The organism is Alistipes sp. An66 (genome assembly GCF_002161445.1).
In the GTDB taxonomy this organism is placed as follows: domain Bacteria; phylum Bacteroidota; class Bacteroidia; order Bacteroidales; family Rikenellaceae; genus Alistipes; species Alistipes cottocaccae.
The window spans coordinates 60,913-81,976 of the sequence record NZ_NFHT01000006.1; the positions used below are offsets into that span (position 1 = coordinate 60,913).

Below are 21,064 nucleotides of genomic sequence, written 5' to 3' on the forward strand. Positions count from 1 at the left end.
AGCGATGGACAGACGAGAATTTCTGAAAACTTCGGGGTGGACCCTGCTGGGCCTTGCTGCGGTGCAGGCCCTGCCGGGCTGCTCGCGCCTCGGGGACCGGGAGACGCTTCCCGACGATGTGAAACACGACTTCCCGTCGCTCCGGGACTTTCGGGTCTTCTGGGGCGATGTGCACAACCACTGCAACGTGACCTACGGCCACGGCGACCTGTCGGACGCCCTTGCGGCCGCGGCGCAGCAGCTCGACTTCGTGTCGGTGACGCCGCACGCCCTGTGGCCGGACATTCCGGGTGAGAACGACCCGCGGCTGAACTGGGTCATCGGCTACCACACCGAGGCGTTCCGGCGGCTGCGGGCGGGGGGCTATGAGAAGTACCGGCGGATGGTCGAGGCGGCGAACCGTCCGGGCGAGTTCCTGACGTTCGTCTCCTACGAGTGCCACAGCATGGAGCACGGCGACCACGTGGCGCTGTTCCGGGATTTCGACGTACCGCTCGTGGAGTGCGCGTCGGTTCCCGACCTGAAAGAGCGGCTGAAAGCCTACGCCTGCTACATCACGCCGCACCACATGGGTTACCAGACCGGATTCCGCGGCTACAACTGGGCGGCCTTCCGCGACGGGGACCCGCAGCTGCCGTTCGTGGAGATGTTCTCGCGGCACGGCCTTGCGGAGAGCGACACGGGCGACTACGACTACCTGCACGACATGGGACCGCGCATCTGGGAGGGTTCGATCCAGTACGGGCTGGAACAGGGGCACAAGTTCGGACTGATGTGCTCGACGGACCAGCATGCCGGTTATCCGGGGAGCTACGGCGACGGCCGCATCGGGGTCTACGCTCCGTCGCTGGACCGCGATGCGCTGTGGGAGCACATGGGTCGGCGGCATGTCTGCGGCGTTACGGGCGACAAGATCAAGATCGATTTCCGGATCAACGAAGGCATGCCGGGCGACGTGATCCGGGCCTCGCGGCGGGAGATCTACCTGAATGTCGAGGCGCAGAACGCCATCGACTACGTGGATGTGATCCGGAACGGACAGTGCGTGGCGCGCCTGAACGGTCCGCACCGTGCTGCGGCGCCCTCCGACGAGGTGATCCGCACGAAGGTGAAGGTCAATTTCGGGTGGAACCGCGAGGAGGAGTACGTCCACTGGACGGGGTCGCTGCGGCTCTCCGAGGGGGAGATCACCGACATGCAGACCTGCTTCCGGGGTGCGGCGTTCACCTCGCCGCAGCCGGGCGAGACGGAGTTCCGCACGCGGGTGAACCGCGTCGTGGAGCGCGATGCCCGCCGCGTGGCGCTGGACCTCTACTCGTCGAAGAATCCCAACGTGATGACGCCGGCCATGCAGGGCGTGGTGCTCGACATCACGGCTCCGCGCACGGCGCGCCTCGTTGCGGAGTTCAACGGCCGGCGTTACGAACACACGATAGCCGAGCTGCTCGACGGTGCGCGTGCGCACTTCCTGCGGGGGTGGCTCTCGGAGGCGGTCCAGTTCGAGCGGGCGCAGCCCGAAGCGGCCTTCTGTGTCGGTCACCGCATGGTCGACACGGATGCGCAGCGCGATACGGATTATTATTACGTGCGGGTGCGCCAGCGTGACGGACAGTGGGGCTGGTCGTCGCCGATCTGGGTGGAAAGGGCCTGACGATGGAGCGGCATGCCATAGGAATCGACCTCGGTGGTACTTCGGTGAAGTACGCCGTGGTTGCCGCTTCGGGCCGGATCCTGCACCACGGGGAGCATCCTTCCCGGGCTGCGGAGGGAGCCGACGCGGTTGTGGAACAGATCGTGCGGGGGATCGACGCCTGCCGGACGTGGGCCGCGGCGTCGGGTGTCGAACTCTCCGGCGTCGGTATCGGCACGCCGGGGGTGGTCTCCGACGACGGGCGCACGGTGCTGGGCGGAGCCGAGAATATCGCGGGATGGGAGAACGTCCCGCTCGCGTCGCGGATCGAGGCGGCGACGGGCCTTCGGACCGTTGCCGGGAACGACGCCAACGCCATGGCGCTGGGCGAGACGCTCTACGGGGCGGCCCGGGGAGCTACGGACGCGGTTTTCGTGACGGTGGGGACCGGGATCGGCTGTGGGGTGCTGATCGGCGGCCGCCTCTTCCGCGGCTACCGCGGGCGCGGCATGGAGATGGGTCACATCACGGTCAAGTGCGACGGCGAACGCTGCGCCTGCGGCGGGGTGGGGTGCCTCGAACACTACGCCTCGACTTCGGCGCTGGTGCGGCGTTTCCGCGCGTTGAGCGGTGCGGCGGAGGCCGATGGCCGCGAGGTGGTGCGCCGTTACGAAGCGGGCGATCCGGCGGCCGTCCGGGCGCTGGAAGAGCATTGGAACTACCTCTCGCACGGCATTGCCTCGATGGTGAACCTTTTTGCGCCGCAGCGGGTCGTCGTCGGGGGCGGGATCTCCGAAGCGGGACCCTTCTACCTGGACCGCCTGCGCGAAGGGGTCCGGCGCCAGATGATGTCGGTCTGCGGTGCGGAGACCGAGATCGTGGCTGCCCGGCTCGGCAACCGGGCCGGAAGTCTCGGGGCTGCGGGCCTGTTTTTCAACAGCCTGAATACGCCGCAGCCATGAACCGGATTCTGCTGATTGCGGCGCTGCTGACCGGAATGCCGGCCGCGGCGCAACCCCTGCTTCCCGCCGAGAAACGACTCGACCGACCGTCCCTGCACCCGCGCTACCGGGAGTGGATGCAGCCCGCCGGAGGTGTCTCCGTGCCGCGGAATCCGCCGGCGCTGCTCTGGCCGGCGGGCGGTGATGATGTGTCCGGCTACCGGGTCGAGTTCTCTTCGTCGCCGGACTTTCCGTCCGACAAAACGCGGACCGGCGATCAGGAGTGGGCCGTCTGCGCGCTCCATACGCCGCTGGCGCCGGGGCGCTACTGGTGGCGGGTGACGGCCTTCACGCGGGACGGGGTCCCGCAACGCTCGGAGACGTGCGATTTCGTGGTGCCGGATTCCGCACGCCGCTTCGCCACGCCGACGGGCGGCGAACTCGTGCGGCGGATCGCCGCGATGCCCCACCACCGGCTCTACGTCACGCGCGACGGCCTCGGGGCGTTCCGCACCCGCTCGGCGTCGAACCCCGAAGCCCGGGAGTTCCTCGACCGTGCGCGCAAACGCATCGACATGGACCTGGTGCCGATCGCGCCGACGCGGCCGCGCGACACGACCGGGATGTCGCCCTTCCAGAAGCGGTCGCTCATCAACTTCATGTACCACAAGTTCGGCGAGGTGGCCACCCAGCCGATCGTCGACTTTTCGCTGGCGTGGCTGCTTTCGGGCGAGGAAGCCTTCCTGGACGCCGTGGTTCGCCATGCGCGGCACGTGGCGGCGATGCCCGTCGACAGCGACGCCACGTCGGAGGACTTCAACCGCTCGGCGATCATGTACGGGCTGGCCTTCGGCTACGACACGGCGTGCGACCGCATGACGGCGGCGGAGCGTGCGGCGGTGCTCGAAGCGATCCGCGTGCGGGGCGAACGCTTTTACCGGCAGTACGTGCGCGATTTCGAGTGCCACTCGATGGACAACCACGTCTGGCAGCATACGTTCCGCAACTTCTTCTTCACGGCGATCGCCACGCTGGGCGACCTGCCCGAAGCCGAGCGGTGGCTGCGCTACTGCTACGAGGTGTGGTGCGGGCGTTTCCCGATCCTCGGGGGTGACGACGGGGGCTGGCACGACGGCAGCAGCTACATGCAGGCCAATCTGGTGACCTTCATTTACGTGCCGTTCGTGCTGACGCGCCTGACGGGGACGGACTTCTTCGCGCTGCCGTGGTACCGCAACCTGCCGTCGTTTCTGGTCTGCTCCTTCCCGAAGGGCTCCTACGCCACGGGTTTCGGCGACGACTACGAGAAGATGACCTCGCCGTCGCAGCTCTACATGGGCTTTGCCGACGCGCTGGCGCGCGAGACCGGCAGCGGCGAGGCGCGCTGGTATGCCGACCGGCTGATCGGCCCCGATGCGCGGAACCTCTACCGCTCGAAGGGCTTCACGCTCTACCGGATCCTCACGGACAAACCGCGGGAGGGCGTGGCGCCGGTGGCTCCGGCGCGCAATACGTCGCGTTTCTACCCCGATGCGGGCTTCTCGCTGATGCACACCGACCCGGCCGATGCGCGGGAGGACCTGATGGCGGCCTTCTTTGCACTGCCGTTCGGCTCGACGGGCCACGCCCACGCGGCGCACAACGGCTTCACGATCAACTACGGCGGACGGCAGCTCTTCGGCGGTACGGGCTACTACTCGAACTTCAACGACAAACATACGCTGCTGCACTACCGCACGCGGGGTCACAACACGATCCTGGCCGACGGGCTGGCGCAGGTGATCGGCGAGAACGGCTACGGGTGGCTGGCGCGCTTCGCCGATACCGGGGCGCTGACCTATACGCTGGGCGACGCCTCGCATGCCTACGATTCGATCCGCACACCCTTCTGGATCGACCGCATGGCGCAGTCCGGGGTGGAGTATACGCGCGAGAACGGTCTCGGTGATCCGGGTGTGACGCGTTTCCGGCGACACTTCCTCTTCCTGAAACCCGACGTGATCGTCCTCTACGACGAACTGGCGGCGCGCGAGCCCGTCGCGTGGACGTGGCTGCTGCACAGCCACCACCGGCTGACGCAACCGGCCGCTGCGGCCGTCGAGGCGGATAACGGACTGGCCGTGGGACGGATGGACCTCTTCACTTCGAGCGATTTGGAGGTGAAGGTTTCCGACCGGTTCTATGCCCCGGCCGTCAACTGGAAAAAACGCACGGGCCCCGACGGGAAGGTGATGGAGTATGTGAACCACTGGCATTCGGAGTTCACACCCCCGGCGAAGAGCCGTGCGCAGCGCTTCCTGGCCGTCTTCCGCATCACGCCTGCGGGTCGGGAGCCGCTGCCGCTGACCCGCCGTGCCGACGGCTGCATCACGGTCGGGTCGTGGACCCTCCGCGCCGAGCTGGATGCCTCGCGACCCGCACGGCTCGAAGTCTCCGATTCCCGCGGCAACGCCGTGCTCTACGCTACCGAAGCGTCGAAGATCGGAGGCAGCACCCTCATCCGTACGCCCGGTGAGGCGGACCGCGAACTGATCGACGTCGTCCCGGCTTCGGTCCGCTGACAGCCCCGTTTCCCGATTGCCGCCGGATGCCCGACCTCCGGCGGCCCTCTTTTTGCCGGACGAAAAACCCGCCGAAGGTGCGGAATTCTCCGAAAAAAAACGTAATTTTACTCCTGATAACACGATACCCATGCTTAAATTCCGCTACTCGCTCTTCGGCCTGTTTGCTGTTTTGTTCGCCGTTCCGGCCTTCGCCGCGATCGAATTCCGGACCCTGTCGGTCAACGACGGACTTTCGCAATCGACCGTGCTGGCCCTTGCGCAGGACCCGCTGGGCCGCATCTGGATGGGTACGCAGGACGGACTGAACTGCTATGACGGCTATTCGTTCCGGGTCTTCCGCCATGTCGAGGGCGATCCGCAGAGTCTGGGCGACAATTCGGTCAATGCGCTGCTGGCCGACGGCGGGAGACTCTGGGTGGGAACCTCCTCGGGCCTTTCGTGCTACGATGCCGCGACGCAGCGCTTCGAGAACTTCCGGCTCGAAGGCTACAACATGCAGGTCTCCGACATCGCCATCCAGCCGGACGGGAATCTCCTGCTGGCCACCGACCTGGGTATCGTGCTCTTCGACCGTGCGGCGCGTTCGTTGGAGATCCGCACCTACCTCAAAGGCATCAGCGTGCATACCGTGTGCCCTTCGCACGACGGATTCCTCGTCGGGACCTCCGACGGCGTCTATACCTATTCGTCGACCTACGGCAACGCGATTCGGGTGCTGCCGCAGATGGCGCGCTTCGACATCGCCTGCATCGCTCCCGCCGGGGACGGCGGTTACTGGGTCGCCACCCACGGAAACGGGCTTTACCGGTTGGATGCGGCCTTGCAGGTCATCGGGCGCTATACGGCTGCGGAGCATCCCGGACTGGTCTCGGACTACATCCGCGTGCTGCGCAGCGACTCCGACGGGCGTCTCTGGATCGGGACCTTCGACGGCCTTTCGATCCTCGATCCCCGCACGGGCCGTTTCGAGAAGTATGTCCATACCTCCGAAAGCGGATCGTTGAGCCACAACTCCATCCGCTCGATCTTCATCGACGGGCAGCGTGGCGTCTGGCTCGGAACCTACTACGGGGGCGTGAGCTACTACCATCCGCTGGCGCGGCGTTTCGGGGTGCTGCGACATGATCCGGCCCGCAATTCGCTGGGCGACAATACGGTGAGCTGTATCGTCGAGGACCCGTCGGCGGCGTGCCTCTGGATCGGTACGAACGACGACGGCGTGAACCGCTACGACCGCCGCACGGGCCGTTTCACGGAGTTCAACGTCTCCGGCGGCGCCCTGCTGTCGAACAACATCAAGTGTATCCTTCCCGACGGGTGCGGGAACCTTTGGATCGGCACCCACGCCGGAGGCCTCTCCCGGATGTCCGCCGCCACGCACCGCGTGCAGCACTATTCGGTCAACGCCTCGATCCCGATCAACAACAGCTGCTATGCGCTGCTGGACGATGACGACGGCACGTTGTGGGTCGGGTCGCTCAACGGACTGCTGTCGTTCGACCCCGCGACGGGACGCTTCTCGCGTCACCCCTGCGCCGACTACGAACCCCGTCTGGCGTCGCTGCCGATTACGACGCTCTGCCGCGACTCGAAACGCCGGGTCTGGATTGGCACCCAGGCGGGTCTCTACCTCTGGCATCCCGACCGGAAACAGGTCTCGGCCTGCAACCTGACCACTTCGGAGCCGAGCATCACCCCCCCCCTTCGGCAGGAGGCCTCCGTGATGTGCGTTACCGAGGATTCGCACCGTAACATCTGGGTCGGGACGCGGCAGGGGCTCTACCGCTTCAACACTGCGGATTCCGGGTTTACGCGCTTCGCCGTGGCCGACGGCCTGCCCAACGATGTCGTGTACGGGATTCTGGAGGATGAGTTGTCGCGGCTCTGGATCTCGACCAACGCCGGGCTGGCCTGCTTCGACGTGCAGAAAAACTCCTTCCGCAACTATACCCTGCGCGACGGAATCGCCAACAACCAGTTCAATGCCTATGCCTACTGCCGGAGCCGTGACGGCGTCTTCTGGTTCGGCGGCATCGGCGGCATCACGTGGTTCCGGCCCCACGATCTGGTGGACAACCCCTTCGCGCCGGCGGCCCGGATCACGGAGGTCTCCGTGACCGACGCGGAGGAGGACCGCCGCGTGCGGATCGACCGCGACTCCGTCGGGCGAGTGGTACGGGCCGCCTTCCCGTCGGTGCGCAACATCTTCTCGGTAGGCTTCGTCGCGGTCAATCCGCTGGCCGCCGGGCGCAACACCTTCGCCTACAAACTCGAAGGTTTCAACACCCGGTGGTATGAAACCACACACCTCGAAGCCAACTACTCGAACCTCAAACCGGGCCATTACCTCTTCAAGGTGAGGGCGGCGAACAACGACGGGCGTTGGAGCGACGAGGTGTCGACGGTCGAGATCCGCGTGCTGCCGATGTGGTGGCAGACGCTTGCTGCGCGTATGCTGTGGGTCGTGCTGGCGCTGGGTGCTGTCGGCGGGGTGATTGCGGCGATTTTCGGCCGCATGAAGATGAAGGTGCAACTGCGTCTGGAACGCCTCGAACGCGAGTCCGTCGAACGGTTGAGCCAGGAGAAGATCCGCTTCTACATCAACCTCTCGCACGAGCTGCGCACGCCGCTGACGCTGATTCTCTCGCCGTTGCAGGAGATCCGCGACCACGGGACGTCGGACAAATACGTTGCCACGCGGCTGAACTACATCCGCCGCAACAGCCTGAAACTCCTGCATATCGTCAACCAGCTGCTGGATTACCGGAAAGCCGAACTGGGGATGTTCCGCATGCGTGTTGCCGTGCAGGACGTGGACGCCATCGTCGCGGAGGTCTTCTCGATGTTCGAGGAGGTGGCCCAGAACCGCGACATGGATTATATTTTGAGTTCGGACCTTCGGGGCGAGCTGCGTCCCGTAGACCGGATGTTCCTCGAAATGATGCTGACGAACCTCCTCTCGAACGCCTTCAAGTTCACGCCCGACGGAGGGATCATCCGCGTGGCGCTCCAACGCGGCGAGGGATGCTTCCGCATTCAGGTGCGCGACAGCGGCATCGGCATCACTCCCGAGCAGCAGAAGCATATCTTCGAGCGGTTCTATCAGGTCAACGAATCCAGCGCCGGAGCGGGAATCGGTCTGTCGATCGTGCAGCGGATCGTCGAGCTCCATCAGGGAACGATCACGCTGCGCAGCGAGCCGAACCGCTATTCGGAGTTCACCATCACGCTTTCGGACGATATGGAGAGCTATCCCGACGAGAAGCGGGCCCGTGAGAACGATGTGCGTGCGACCATCATCCGCGATGCGGAGAAGTTCCTGCCCGAGGAGTGGTCGGGCGACGGTTCGGGACAGCTCCCGGTGGAGGCGTCCGAGGAGGGGAAGCGCGGTACGATCCTCGTGGCGGAGTCCAATCCGGACGTCGCCCGCTATATCGCCGAGCATTTCCGGGCCCGTTACCATGTGGTTCCGGTTTCCGACGGCAGCGAGGCCCAGGAGCGCTTGAAGACACTCGAACCGGATCTGATCATCGCCGACCGGATGTTGCCGGGAATCGACGGTCTGAAACTCTGCCAGGCCGTGAAACAGAATATCCGCACGTGCCATATCCCGGTGGTGATCCTCGCTTCGGAAGGGAGCCTCGAAGAGCAGATCACGGGCATCGAGGCGGGAGCGGACAGCTATCTGCCGATGCCGCTGTCGATTTCGCTGTTGTCGGCCAAGGTCCAGAATCTGCTGAAAGCCCGTTACCGGATGCGGCACCACTATTCGGACGATACGGAGATCGATCCGGACAAGATCACTTCGAATTCGATGGACGGGGAGTTCCTGAAAAAGGCGATCCGGATTGTCGAGGAGAACATGGACAACGAGGAGTTCTCGTCGAACGATTTCAGCAAGGCGCTCTGCATGAGCCGTTCGAACCTCCACTTGAAGATGAAGTCCATCACGGGCGAATCGGCCACGAAGTTTATCCGCAAGATCCGCTTCAACCATGCCTGCAAGCTGTTGCTGGACCGCAAGTATTCGATTTCGGAGATCAGTACGATGGTGGGTTTCAATTCACCCTCCTATTTTGCCACGAGTTTCAAGAAGCATGTGGGGTGTCTGCCCACGGAGTATGTCCGTATCCGGACCCGCGGCGATCGGGATAAGGATCGGGACAGGGATCGGGAGAGTGGCGGTGAATAGTGCTCCGCGGTTCGGATTGTCCGGGCCGGCGGATTCGGGCCGGAACAAAAAATTCTCCCCTGTCGCGGTGTTGCGGCAGGGGAGAATCGTATGCGGTTGTCTGACATTGGCTGGTCGCGCCGTTTGCGTCGTGCCGCGTTGCCCGATACCTGTTTGTGTTGCGCCGTTTGCGTCGTGCCGCCGCTTGTCCGACCCCTGTGGTGTCGCGCTGTTTGCGTCGTGCCGCGTTGCCCGATACCTGTTTGCGTTGCGCCGTTTGCGTCGCGCCGCCGCTTGTCCGACCCCTGTTGGTGTCGCGCTGTTTGCGTCGTGCCGCGTTGCCCGACCCCTGTTTGCGTCGCGCCGCCGCCTGTCCGGCCCGCCTACTTGAAGAAGATCGAGGAGATCTCCTTGTAGTTGTGGACGCGCTCGATGACGTCGGCGAAGATGTCGGCGACCGAGAGGACCGTGAATTTGTGGAGATCCTTGTCGGGGTTGAGCGGAATGGTGTCGGTGACGATCACCTCCTGCAAGGCGCTGTCGTTGATGCGCTCGTAGGCGGGACCCGAAAGCACGGGGTGAGTGATCGCGGCCCGCACGCTCTTCGCACCGCGCGACATGAGCATGTCTGCCGCCATGCAGATCGTGCCGGCCGTGTCGATCATGTCGTCGACGATCAGGATGTTGCGGCCTTCGACCTCACCGATTGCGGTCATCTTGCCCACGACGTTGGCCTTCGCACGCTCCTTGTGGGAGATGATGATCGGTGTTCCGAGGTGTTTGGCGTAGGTGTTGGCACGTTTGGCGCCGCCCATGTCGGGTGCGGCGATCGAGAGGTCCTCGATGTTGAGGCTCTTGATGTAGGGCACGAAGATGCCGCTGGCGTAGAGCGCATCGACGGGGACGTCGAAAAATCCCTGAATCTGGTCGGCATGGAGGTCCATCGTCATCACGCGGTCGACCCCGGCGGCCATCAGGAGGTTGGCTACCAGTTTGGCTCCGATCGGCACCCGGGGGCGGTCCTTGCGGTCCTGGCGCGCCCAGCCGAAGTAGGGCATCACGGCGACGACCTTGTAGGCGGATGCGCGGCGTGCGGCGTCGATCATCATGAGCAGCTCCATGAGGTTGTCCGAGGGCGGGAAGGTCGACTGGATGATGAAGACCGTGCAGCCGCGGATCGACTCGTTGTAGCAGGGCTGGAACTCGCCGTCGCTGAACCGCAGCACTTCGACCTGGCCGAGCGTCGTGCCGAAACTTGCGGCGATTTTCTTGGCCAGATATTCCGAACCGCGCCCGGAAAAGATTTTGATTTTGTGGATAGCCATAGGTTACGAGGATTTTTGACGTTGCAAAGATAGGACAATAGGATGAAAAAATGCGCCCGGGAGGGCGCTAATTTTCAACAAAAAATTAAACTTTCAGACAGGATTCGATGAAATCCAGAATCTCCTCGCGGCCCAGCCCCTGTTCGGAGGAGCTGACCAGCATCGGCGGCAGCTCCTCCCACTGTTCGGAGAGAGCCTTGCGGAAGCGTTCGACGCTTTTTTCGCGCTGGGTTTTGGAGAGTTTGTCGGCTTTGGTGAAGATGATTCCGAAGGGCACTCCGTTTTCGCCGAGCATCTCGATGAAGCGCAGGTCGATGCGCTGGGGTTCGAGGCGGATGTCGACCAGCACGAAGAGGAAGTGGAGTTTCTCGCAGCGGAGGACGTAATCGGTGATGAGTTTCGAGAATTCACCCCGCTGCACCTTCGACGTGCGTGCGTATCCGTATCCCGGGAGGTCGACCAGATACCATGCGTCGTTGATCCGGAAATGGTTGATCAGCCGCGTTTTGCCGGGTGTTCCGGAGACTTTGGCAAGCCCCTGTCGTCCGGTGAGCCGGTTGATGAGCGACGACTTCCCGACGTTGCTGCGCCCGATGAAGGCGATGTCCCGCAGGTCGTCCTTCGGGACCTGGGAGATGCGCTCCGAGGAGCATTTGAATTCGGCTTTGGTGATCTGCATCGGTCGGCGGTTTTCGGCAAAGATAGCGTTTCTTGCAGGGATAAGCAAATTCCGCTCCGCCGGATCCCCGTATGCCGGGGCGCGAGCCGGTTATCGCGGTGTTTTTTGCGGGCTGCATCCGGGCGGGACTCCGGACGTCCGGGCGCGGGGCTTGTCGTCAGCGGTGGCGGGGATACTTGTTGTTGAAGCGGTATCCGACGCCGAGCATCAGGAAGTTCGGCAGGTGGAAGTCGCGCAGGCTGTACCCGATGTGGAGGAACGAACTGCGTGTCATGGCCACTTTGAGGGTCAGCATCTGGTAGAAGGCATTCAGGTCGCCGCCCTTGTGCAGGATGTTGCCGCCGAGCCCGATGCCGATCTGGAAGTAGGGCATGACGAACTCCGCGCGTGCCGAGAGTCCGAGTGCGATCTGGCGGTCGAATCCCGGATCGACGGTTTCGATTTCGGCCGTGGAGCCTATTTCGGAGATCGTATTGGCGGAGATGACGTTGGCGCTTCCGTCGTAGACGCCGTCGACGGAGATTCCCGCGCGGAACTTGTATCCGAAGTTGTACATCGGGGCGAAGTTGAATCCCACGACCGTGTAGGCGTCGGGAGCGGCGTATTGCATGTCGCCGACCTCGATGCCCCTGCGTCGCCACGATCCGAAGAGCACCAGATCGTAGCTCACGTGGCGCGGGAAGGCGGGACCGTGGAACCGCGGAGCGGTTTCGGGCGACGTGCGTCCGAAGTTGCAGGTCAGGCCGGCCCGGGCGCCGAGGGAGTTGAGCCCGGCGTTGGGGTACTTGGTGTTTCCGTTGGAGAAGTGCGTGAGGACGACGCCTGCCGTGAGGTCCACCTCGCGCATGATGCGCCACCGGAGCAGGAAGTCGACGTTGAGGTAGGCGTTGATCTTCGATCCCATCATCTGGTTGGCGGGGTTCGAGTCGGGATCGTAGGGGTTCCACCCGAACGAGAGACCGAAATTCCATTCGTAGTCGAACGTGATCCGGGGAGCGATCCGTGCGATGCGGGCCCCCTGGAAGAGGTAGACCGCCACGGGGTTTCCGATTTCGTCGGGGCGCTGGAAGTCGTAGTAGGCGATGCCGAGTCCCTGTCGGGCGCCGCCGTAGATGCGGTCGGGGAGCGACCCGGGCCGGAACTGGAAGGCATAGCGGAAATGGCCCGACAACGAGAGGTCGATCGGCCGTCCGTTCCGGTTTCCGCCTTCGAGGAAGGGGTTGGTCGGGAAGATGTATTCGGGTCGGAATTCCGCGCCGAGGCTGTGCAGGAAACGGCGTCCGGAGCCCTCCGACGGTGTGTAGTCCGTATCGAGTTTCTCCGTTTCCGGGAGTCGGGGTCCGGTTGCGGCGGTTGTTCCGGCGGGGTCGTTCCCCGTCGTTTTCGGGTCGGTATCCTCCCGCGGGATTCGGGCCGCCCGGCCCGCCCGGGCATCCCGGTATCCGTCCCGATAGCCCGCCCGGTATCCGGCTTCGTAGCCGCTCTGCGATCCGTTCGGGGCTTCGGATCCGGCTTCGGGCGTCGGCGCTGCCGCTTGGGCGGCGAGTGCGGCGCAGAGCAGAACGGCTCCCGCAAGAAGCCCGCTCAATCGGATCCGGATACACTGCTTCATGGTGTGTTGCGTCGTTTTGCGGCCGAAGATACGAATTTTTCCGGAAATGCCTCCTTCGGTGTCGGGAAAAGGTGTGGAAAAAGGCCTTCTCCGCGCGGGAAAAGGCCATTTCGTGAGATGTGTTGTGGTCTCGGCTCGCGGAGCCGGGCGTGCCGGGGCCGGATGTGCCGGATGTGCCGGATGTACCGGGGCAGCGGCCCTTCCTCCCGGGTCAGTAGCCGAGGATGCGGAGCATCGATCGGTAGGACTGCTCCTTGGCGAAGAGCCGCGTGTAGTATTCGTTGTCGGACTTGTCGCGGTCGATGATGATGTGCTTCGGCGCGGGAATCAGGCAGTGCTGGATGCCGCCGAATCCGCCGAGCGACTCCTGGTAGGCCCCCGTGTGGAAGAATCCGATGTACTGGGTGTTCCCTGGTTCGAGTTTCGGCAGGAAGATGGCGTTGGTATGGCACTCGGAGTTGTAGAAGTCCTCGCTGTCGCAGGTCAGTCCGCCGAGGAATACGCGCTGGTACTCCTTGTCCCAGTTGTTGATCGCCAGCATGATGTAGCGCTGGTTGATGCCCCAGGTGTCGGGCAGGGTGGTGATGAACGACGAGTCGATCATGTACCAGTTCTCGCGGTCGTTCTGCTGCTTCTGGTTGACGATCGAGTAGAGTGCGGCGCCGCTTTCGCCGACGGTGAACGAGCCGAACTCGGTGAAGATGTTGGGTTCCTCGATGCCGTTTCGCTGGCAGATGTTCTTGATCTGGGCGACGATCTCCTCGGTGAGGTACTCGTAGTCGTACTCGAAGTTCAGGGAGTTCTTGATGGGGAATCCTCCGCCGATGTTGAGGCTGTCGAGTTCGGGGCAGATGGCTTTGAGCTCGCAGTAGACGTTCATGCACTTCGACAACTCGTTCCAGTAGTAGGCCGTGTCCTTGATGCCGGTGTTGATGAAGAAGTGGAGCATTTTGAGCTGGAACTTCTTGCTGTTTTTGAGTTTGGCCTTGTAGAAGGCGACGATGTCGTTGTAGCGGATTCCGAGGCGGGAGGTATAGAAGTCGAACTTGGGCTCCTCCTCGCAGGCGATGCGGATTCCGACCTTGCACTTTTTGGTGAAGGCGTCCTCGAAGAGGTCGAGCTCCTCCTTGTTGTCGAGCACGGGGATGGTGTTGGTGAATCCGTCGTTGACGAGCTGTGCGATGTTCTCGACGTACTGCGGTCGTTTGAATCCGTTGCAGATGATGTAACGGTCCTTGTCGATGATTCCGCTGTCGTAGAGGGCGTTGATGATGTGGATGTCGTAGGCCGACGAGGTTTCGAGGTGGATGTCGTTCTTCATGGCCTCTTCGAGCACGAAGGAGAAGTGGCTCGACTTGGTGCAGTAGCAGTAGTTGTACGACCCCTTGTAGTCGACCTTCGCCATGGCCACGTTGAACATTCGCTTGGCGCGGTTGATCTGCTGGGATATCTTCGGCAGGTAGGTGATTTTGAGCGGCGTTCCGTACTGTTTGATGAGTTCCATGAGGGGGATGTCATGGAAATTGAGCTCGTTGTCCTCGACGGAGAACTCATCCTGCGGGAAGTCGAACGACTGTTCGATCAGGTCGATGTACTTGTCTTTCATGTCCGGTTGATCGGTTTTTCGGCAATCCGGCTCGGCTACATTGCGGAATTCCGGACAAAGTAGCTCGGCCGGATTTTGCGGAATTTCGGGATGCAAATTAGGCGAATATTTTTCGTATAACCAACACTTTGCCGGATTATTTTGAAAAACTGCGGGAGATTTTGGATTTTTCTCTGAAAAAGGGTAATTTTGGAGCCGGAATCAAAGAAACATTCGATCGTGCTGACAGCTGTCGTAACGCAATATTTGGAGTCGCACAAGCGGCTTGTGATCCCCCAGTTCGGGGCGTTCATCGTCAAGGAGCCGGGCCATGAGGTTCTCTTTTCGGAGCTGCTCAAACGGGACGACGGGGTGTTGCGGGGCCTGTTGCGCGCGCGGGGTCTAGGCGACCTGGAGGCTGCGGGCGAGATCGACCGCTTCGTTTTCGAGGTGCGCCATGCCGTGGAGCGCGGCGCGGAGTACCGCATGTCGGGCTTCGGCGTGCTGAAACCCGGTCCGAACGGGACGATCGCCTTCGTTTACGAGCCGCAGGCGACGCAGGCGGAGTCCTCTTCGGCTTCGGAGGTTTCGGACGGGGCCGCAGCGCCGGGAGCGCCGGCGGAATCCGCACGGACGGGTTCGCGCACGCAGCACGTGCATTCCGAGCGGGTGGCCGAAGCGGTCCGCACAGCCTTTTCCGAGCCCCGGGTGTCGCGTTCGGCGAAGATGGATCCGGATCCCTCGGTGCGGGGGCTGCGTTACGGGAAGCCGCCCAAGAATACCGATGCTTATACGTATGTCGACCGGGCTCCGCGCCGTCGTACGGACCGTTTCGTCTGGATTGCCGTGATTGCGGCGGTTTTGGCGCTGGCGGCCATTGCGTTCGGACTCTGGCACGACGCCCGCAAACAGCAGGCGGAGACGGAGTATATCGAGCTTCCCGCCGTCCCGCAGTCGGACACCTCCGCCTCCGCTGTACAACCCGAACAGCGCGAATCCGAAGAATAGACAAATGACAGAGATCACCACCGTAAAACAACGCTTCGGCATTATCGGCACCTCTCCGCTGCTGGACAGGGCGCTGGAAGTGGCCCTGCGCGTGGCTCCCACGGACCTGACGGTCCTGGTCACGGGCGAGAGCGGCGTGGGCAAGGAGTTTTTCCCGCAGGTCATCCACGCCTACTCCTCGCGCAAGCACAACAAATACATCGCCGTGAACTGCGCGGCGATTCCCGAAGGGACGATCGACTCCGAGTTGTTCGGTCACGAGAAGGGCTCCTTCACGGGGGCTTTGGAGGCCCGCAAGGGCTATTTCGAGGAGGCCGACGGGGGCACGATCTTCCTGGACGAGGTGGCCGAGCTGCCGCACTCGACGCAGGCCCGCCTGCTGCGGGTGCTGCAAACCGGGGAGTTCATCCGCGTGGGCTCGTCGAAGGTCCAGAAGACCAACGTGCGGGTCGTGGCGGCGACGAATGTCGACCTGCCGGAGGCCATCATGGCGGGGCGGTTCCGCGAGGACCTCTATTACCGTCTGGCGACGGTGCCCATTTCGGTTCCGGCGCTGCGCGAGCGTCCGGAGGATATTCCGCTGCTGTTCCGCAAGTTTGCGGCCGATGTGGCCGTGCAGTACCGCATGCCGGCCGTGACGCTCGACGACGCGGCGCGCGAGTTGTTGAAGAACTACTACTGGCGGGGGAACATCCGTCAGTTGAAGAACGTCGCCGAGCAGATCTCGGCCATCGAGCAGGTGCGGGTCATCACGCCGGAGGTGCTGGCGAAATACCTGCCCCCGCAGGAGGGCGGCACCGCGATGGCGGCGGCCGGGGCGCCCCGCATGGACGACGGTACGATGGCCACGGAGCGGGAATTGCTCTACAAGGTGCTGTTCGACATGCGGGCGGACATCAACGACCTGAAACGCATGCTTGCGGAGCTGATGCGTGGCGGGGGCGTTGCGGCTGCGGAGCCGGCGCGCGACATCCGGGCGCTGCTGCCGACCTCGACGCAGGGACGTTACGTTCCGGCGGTGCAGACCCCGGGGGCCTACGGACAGCCGGCGGGCCCGACGTTCGGGCAGCCCGCAACCCCGGGTTATGAACAACCCGCGTCCCCGGTCTATGCCGAGAGCGAGGAGGTGACCGACGAGCCGCCGCGCGAGAAGACCAAGGCGGACGTGCAGCGCGAGCAGATCGTCCGGGCGCTGAAACGCAACAACGGACGCCGCCGCGAGGCTGCTGCCGAGTTGTTCATGTCGGAACGCACGTTGTATCGTAAAATCAAGGAGTTGGGCATCGAGGATGTCTGACGTCCGCAAAACAGGAAAGACTGGAATGTTGAAACGCATGAAAGGTTTGAAACTTGCCGTCGTTGCGCTGGTGTTCTGTCTGCTGACGGGCTGCGGCGTGGCGATCAAATATTCGCTGTCGGGGGCCTCGATTCCTCCCGACGCCAAGACCTTCTCGGTGGCCTACTTCCCGAACAACGCCACGATGGTCTCGCCGATTTTGAGCTCGACGCTGACGGATGCCCTGGTGGACATCTTCTCGCGCCGCACGCGGCTGATGCAGGTCGACGAGGGGGGTGACTTTGCCTTCGAGGGGGAGATCACGAACTACACCTCGACGACGGCTTCGGTGTCGAGCGACGACTACGCGCTGCTGAACCGCCTGACGATCACGGTCAAGGTGCGCTTTACGAACGCGCTGGACGAGAAGGCGTCGTTCAACAAAACCTTCTCGGCCTATGCCGACTACGAGTCGACGCAGTTGCTGACCGAGGTCGAGGGGACGCTCATTCCGGAGATTGTCGACCAGCTTGTCACCGATATTTTCCAGGCTTCGGCCTCCAACTGGTAGCGGCATGGAGGGATCGAAATGCAGGCTGACGGCCCTGTTGGCCGGGTCGTCGGAGCATCCGCTTGCGGGCGAAACGCTCCCGCGGGAGGAGGTGGCTGCGGCGTTGGCCGCGGCTCCGTGGTTCGTGCCGCTGCGGGTGCTGCGGGAGCTGGCGACGGGCGAGCGTGACGCCGTGGTGGCGATGCTGGCTCCGTGGCGTTCGGAGAGTTCGCTGCGGATGCCGGACGTGGATGCCGGGGCGCTGTTGCGGCGCTCGTCGGAGGAGATCATCGACCGTTTCTTGCAGGAGAGCGATCTGCGGATCGTGGCCGAGGAGGGCGAGCCCGACGGGGAGGTGCGCATGCAGCCCGAATGGGACGAGGAGGACGAAGTTGTCAGCGAGGATCTTGCCGAAATTTATCTGGCGCAGGGTCTGCGGGATCGGGCCCTGGCGATTTATCGCAAATTAAGTTTGCGAAATCCCGAAAAAAGTGTTTACTTTGCCGAGCTGATTCGTAAAACAGAACAAAATAATTAAAATTTGAGGATATGTTATACACGATTTGCATTGCGCTGATTCTGGTTGCGAGTGTTCTGGTGATTCTCGCGGTATTGGTGCAGAACCCCAAGAGCGGCATGGCTGCGAACTTCGGAGCCTCGAACCAGGTGATGGGAGTCCGCGAGACGACGAACTTTCTGGAAAAGTTCACCTGGGCGATGGCCATTGCCATTGTCGTATTGAGTCTGGTGGCCACGCTGGCGATGGACCGCTCGAAGGTTGCCGAGAGCAACTCGGAGATTTCGAAGGACGCCAAGGCCTTGCAGGAGCGGGTTCTTGAAACGGAAGCCGCTACGATGCCGCAGGCCGAGATTCCGGCAGCCGCCGAGGAGGCTCCTGCAACGGAGGCTCCCGCCGCGGAAGCAGCTGCGACGGAGGCTCCTGCCGAGACTCCTGCCGCCGAGTAAGCCGGTCGGAGCGAATCGGAGTTTGAAGGCCGTGGATTTTTCCGCGGTCTTTTTTGCATTTGTATCTTTCGCCCGGTCCGTCTGCTGGTTCCCGCCCGGTCCGTCTGCTGGTTCCCGCCCGGTCCGTCCGCTGGTCCGCCGTCCGGTCCGTCTGCTGGTTCCCGTCCGGTCCGTCTGCTGGTTCCCGGCCTTTCCCGGCCTTTTTTGCCCCGGAAGATGGCTGCGATTGTACGGCCTTGATGGAAATGAACCGATAATTGTCTTGCTACTCTCCGAAACTTTTTTATCTTTGTGCAGTCTTTAACCAAACCCGATTGAAATGAAGAAAAATCCCACCTTGAAATTGCTGCCGCTGCTCTTTTTTCTGACCGGCTGCGCGGGCGGAGCCCGGAATGACGTGCCCCTTGCGGCCTACCAGGACGCAACCCTCCCGCTTGAAGAACGTATCGAGGACGCCCTGTCCCGTATGACGCTTGAAGAGAAGGTCGCCATGCTGCACGCACAGTCGAAATTCTCGTCGGCGGGCGTCCCGCGCCTGGGTATCCCGGAGGTGTGGTGCACGGACGGTCCTCACGGCATCCGCCCGGAGGTTCTTTGGGACGAATGGGACCAGGCGGGCTGGACGAATGACTCGTGTACGGCCTTTCCGGCGCTGACGTGCCTTGCCGCGACGTGGAACCCCGCGATGTCGGCGCTCTACGGGCAGTCGATCGGCGAGGAGGCCCGCTACCGGGAGAAGGACGTGCTGCTGGGCCCGGGCGTGAACATCTACCGCACGCCGCTCAACGGCCGCAACTTCGAATACATGGGCGAAGACCCGTACCTTGCTTCGCGGATGGTCGTACCCTACGTGCAGGAGGTTCAGAAGCAGGGCGTCGCGGCGTGCGTGAAACACTTTGCGCTGAACAATCAGGAGACGCGTCGTCTGTCGGTCGACGTGGAGGTCGACGACCGGGCGCTGTATGAGATCTACCTCCCGGCATTCAAGGCCGCCGTGGAGGAGGGCGGCGCCTGGGCGGTTATGGGGGCCTATAATAAATACAAGGGACAGCACTGCTGCCACAACGAGTACCTGCTGAACGACATCCTGAAAGGGGAATGGGGGTTCGACGGGGTTGTGATCTCGGACTGGGGCGGAGTCCACGACACGGAAGAGTCGATCCGGAACGGCCTGGACATGGAGTTCGGGACGTGGACGGACGGACTCCGGAGCGGGACTCGGAACGCCTACGACAACTACTATCTGGCGCATCCCTATCTGGATCTCTTGCGCAAGGGAGCCGCCGACGTGAATACGCTGGACGACAAGGTGCGCCGGGTCCTTCGTCTGATCTTCCGCACGGCGATGAATACGCAGAAGCCCTTCGGGTCGCTGAACTCCCCGGAGCATCTGGCCGCGGCGCGTCAGATCGCGGGTGAGGGCATGGTGCTGCTGAAAAACGACAACGGGACGCTGCCGCTGGATGCCGGATCGACGAAACGGCTGCTGGTCGTGGGCGAGAATGCCGTGAAGATGATGACCGTGGGCGGCGGCTCTTCGTCGTTGAAGGTCCGCCACGAGGTGACGCCGCTGGAAGGGCTCCGAGCGGCTGCTACGGCCGCCGGCTGCGAAGTGGTCTACGAACGGGGTTACGTGGGCGATCCCACGGGCTCCTATAACGGGGTGACGACGGGTCAGGACCTTTCGGAGACGCGGAGCGAGGAACAACTCCTTGCCGATGCGGTTTCGGCGGCGAAGGAGGCCGATGCGGTGCTCTTCATCGGGGGTCTGAACAAGAGCTGGGGACAGGATTGCGAGGGCGGTGACCGGAAGGAGTACGGCCTTCCCTACGCACAGGACCGGGTGATCGAGGCGCTGGCGGCTGCGAACCCGCGGCTTGCGGTGGTGCTGGTTTCGGGCAATGCGGTGGCGATGCCGTGGGTGGACCGGGTTCCGGCGGTTCTGGAAGCGTGGTTCTCGGGTTCGGAGGCCGGGAATGCGCTGGCGGATGTGGTATTCGGCAAGGTGAACCCTTCGGGGAAACTTCCGTTCACGTTCCCGGTGCACCTGGAGGACAATGCGGCGCATGCGCTGGGCGAGTTCCCGGGCGGGGATTCGGTACGCTACAACGAGAGCCTATTCGTAGGCTACCGCTGGCATGATACGAAGGCGATCAAGCCGCTCTTTGCCTTCGGTCACGGTTTGAGCTATACGACTTTCGAAATCGGGAATCTTCGACTTTCGACCGATCGGCTGGATGCCGACGGTTCGCTCACGTTGCGCGTGGACGTAACGAACACGGGCGACCGACCCGGTGCCGAGGTGGTGCAGCTCTACATCGGGGATGACGAATCGTTTGTACCGCGTCCGGTGAAGGAATTGAAAGGCTTTGCGAAAGTATCGCTGCAACCGGGCGAGACGCAGACGGTTGAGTTCGGGATCACGCCCGCGTCGTTGAGCTACTACGACGACACGAAGGGTGCCTGGACGGCCGAGCCGGGCCTCTTCACGGCCTACGTCGGCGCCGCGTCGGACGACATCCGCGGAAGCGTGGACTTCACGCTGGAATAGCCGCAAACTCGCTGCGGAAAGTCCGCAGACCCTGCGCGGGGTGCTTCCGCCGCTGCGCACATGAACCGGATGTCCGCAATCCCTTCGGGGGTTGCGGACATCCGGTTTACGGCCCTTCCGCAAGGCTCCGCCTTTGAGTCGGGACGCCTGATACGGCGGCTCCGGGCGCGGTTTTTGCAGCCATTGCGTCTGGTTCCGGAAACCCG

Annotated in this window: 14 protein-coding genes; 10 read left to right on the forward strand and 4 right to left on the reverse strand. The window is 63.2% G+C overall.

Annotated elements, in window-relative coordinates:
* Positions 1–4 precede the first annotated feature (4 nt).
* The 4 genes from B5G16_RS05875 (at position 5) to B5G16_RS05890 (ending at position 9,327) form a co-directional block, all read left to right on the forward strand.
* Positions 5–1,651: a Tat pathway signal sequence gene (locus tag B5G16_RS05875; protein ID WP_087262190.1), complete on the forward strand. Its 1,647-nt coding sequence runs from the start codon at positions 5–7 to the stop codon at positions 1,649–1,651.
* 2 nt (positions 1,652–1,653) lie between these two features.
* Positions 1,654–2,592, forward strand: a complete 939-nt coding sequence (locus B5G16_RS05880; protein ID WP_087262192.1) for an ROK family protein — start codon at positions 1,654–1,656, stop codon at positions 2,590–2,592.
* A complete protein-coding gene (locus B5G16_RS05885) occupies positions 2,589–5,132 on the forward strand; it encodes a DUF4962 domain-containing protein (RefSeq protein ID WP_087262194.1) in 2,544 nt (847 codons plus the stop codon). Before B5G16_RS05880 ends, B5G16_RS05885 begins: the two co-directional genes overlap by 4 nt.
* 130 nt (positions 5,133–5,262) lie before the next feature.
* Complete coding sequence (locus B5G16_RS05890) at positions 5,263–9,327, forward strand: hybrid sensor histidine kinase/response regulator transcription factor (RefSeq protein ID WP_087262197.1); 4,065 nt, start codon at positions 5,263–5,265, stop codon at positions 9,325–9,327.
* A gap of 362 nt (positions 9,328–9,689) precedes the next feature.
* Here B5G16_RS05890 and B5G16_RS05895 read toward each other — a convergent pair whose 3' ends face one another.
* From B5G16_RS05895 to B5G16_RS05910, 4 genes are all read right to left on the reverse strand, one after another.
* On the reverse strand, positions 9,690–10,631 hold the full coding sequence (locus B5G16_RS05895; RefSeq protein WP_087262199.1) for a ribose-phosphate diphosphokinase: 942 nt from the start codon (positions 10,629–10,631) through the stop codon (positions 9,690–9,692).
* An 85-nt stretch (positions 10,632–10,716) separates the two neighbouring features.
* Positions 10,717–11,310 (reverse strand): ribosome biogenesis GTP-binding protein YihA/YsxC, encoded by a 594-nt coding sequence (yihA, locus tag B5G16_RS05900; protein WP_087262201.1) that lies wholly within the window; start codon positions 11,308–11,310, stop codon positions 10,717–10,719.
* Between the two features lie 157 nt (positions 11,311–11,467).
* A complete protein-coding gene (locus tag B5G16_RS05905; RefSeq protein WP_087262203.1) occupies positions 11,468–12,922 on the reverse strand; it encodes an acyloxyacyl hydrolase in 1,455 nt (484 codons plus the stop codon).
* A gap of 211 nt (positions 12,923–13,133) precedes the next feature.
* Positions 13,134–14,528, reverse strand: a complete 1,395-nt coding sequence (locus B5G16_RS05910; protein ID WP_087262205.1) for an arginine decarboxylase — start codon at positions 14,526–14,528, stop codon at positions 13,134–13,136.
* 189 nt (positions 14,529–14,717) lie between these two features.
* Between B5G16_RS05910 and B5G16_RS05915 the strand changes: the two genes are divergently transcribed.
* The 6 genes from B5G16_RS05915 to B5G16_RS05940 all read left to right on the forward strand — a co-directional run bounded on the left by B5G16_RS05915 (position 14,718) and on the right by B5G16_RS05940 (position 20,858).
* Complete coding sequence (locus B5G16_RS05915; RefSeq protein WP_239405990.1) at positions 14,718–15,515, forward strand: hypothetical protein; 798 nt, start codon at positions 14,718–14,720, stop codon at positions 15,513–15,515.
* Between the two features lie 4 nt (positions 15,516–15,519).
* Complete coding sequence (locus tag B5G16_RS05920; RefSeq protein WP_087262207.1) at positions 15,520–16,812, forward strand: sigma-54 interaction domain-containing protein; 1,293 nt, start codon at positions 15,520–15,522, stop codon at positions 16,810–16,812.
* 37 nt (positions 16,813–16,849) lie between these two features.
* Positions 16,850–17,362 (forward strand): LptE family protein, encoded by a 513-nt coding sequence (locus tag B5G16_RS05925; RefSeq protein ID WP_087262335.1) that lies wholly within the window; start codon positions 16,850–16,852, stop codon positions 17,360–17,362.
* A gap of 4 nt (positions 17,363–17,366) precedes the next feature.
* The gene (locus tag B5G16_RS05930; RefSeq protein WP_239405992.1) at positions 17,367–17,879 is read left to right on the forward strand and encodes a hypothetical protein; all 513 of its coding nucleotides are present in this window, start codon (positions 17,367–17,369) and stop codon (positions 17,877–17,879) included.
* A gap of 11 nt (positions 17,880–17,890) precedes the next feature.
* Positions 17,891–18,307 carry a preprotein translocase subunit SecG gene (gene secG / locus B5G16_RS05935; protein WP_087262209.1) on the forward strand — a complete coding sequence of 139 codons (417 nt, stop codon included), beginning with the start codon at positions 17,891–17,893 and terminating at the stop codon, positions 18,305–18,307.
* Between the two features lie 319 nt (positions 18,308–18,626).
* Positions 18,627–20,858 (forward strand): glycoside hydrolase family 3 C-terminal domain-containing protein, encoded by a 2,232-nt coding sequence (locus tag B5G16_RS05940; protein WP_087262211.1) that lies wholly within the window; start codon positions 18,627–18,629, stop codon positions 20,856–20,858.
* Positions 20,859–21,064 lie beyond the last annotated feature (206 nt).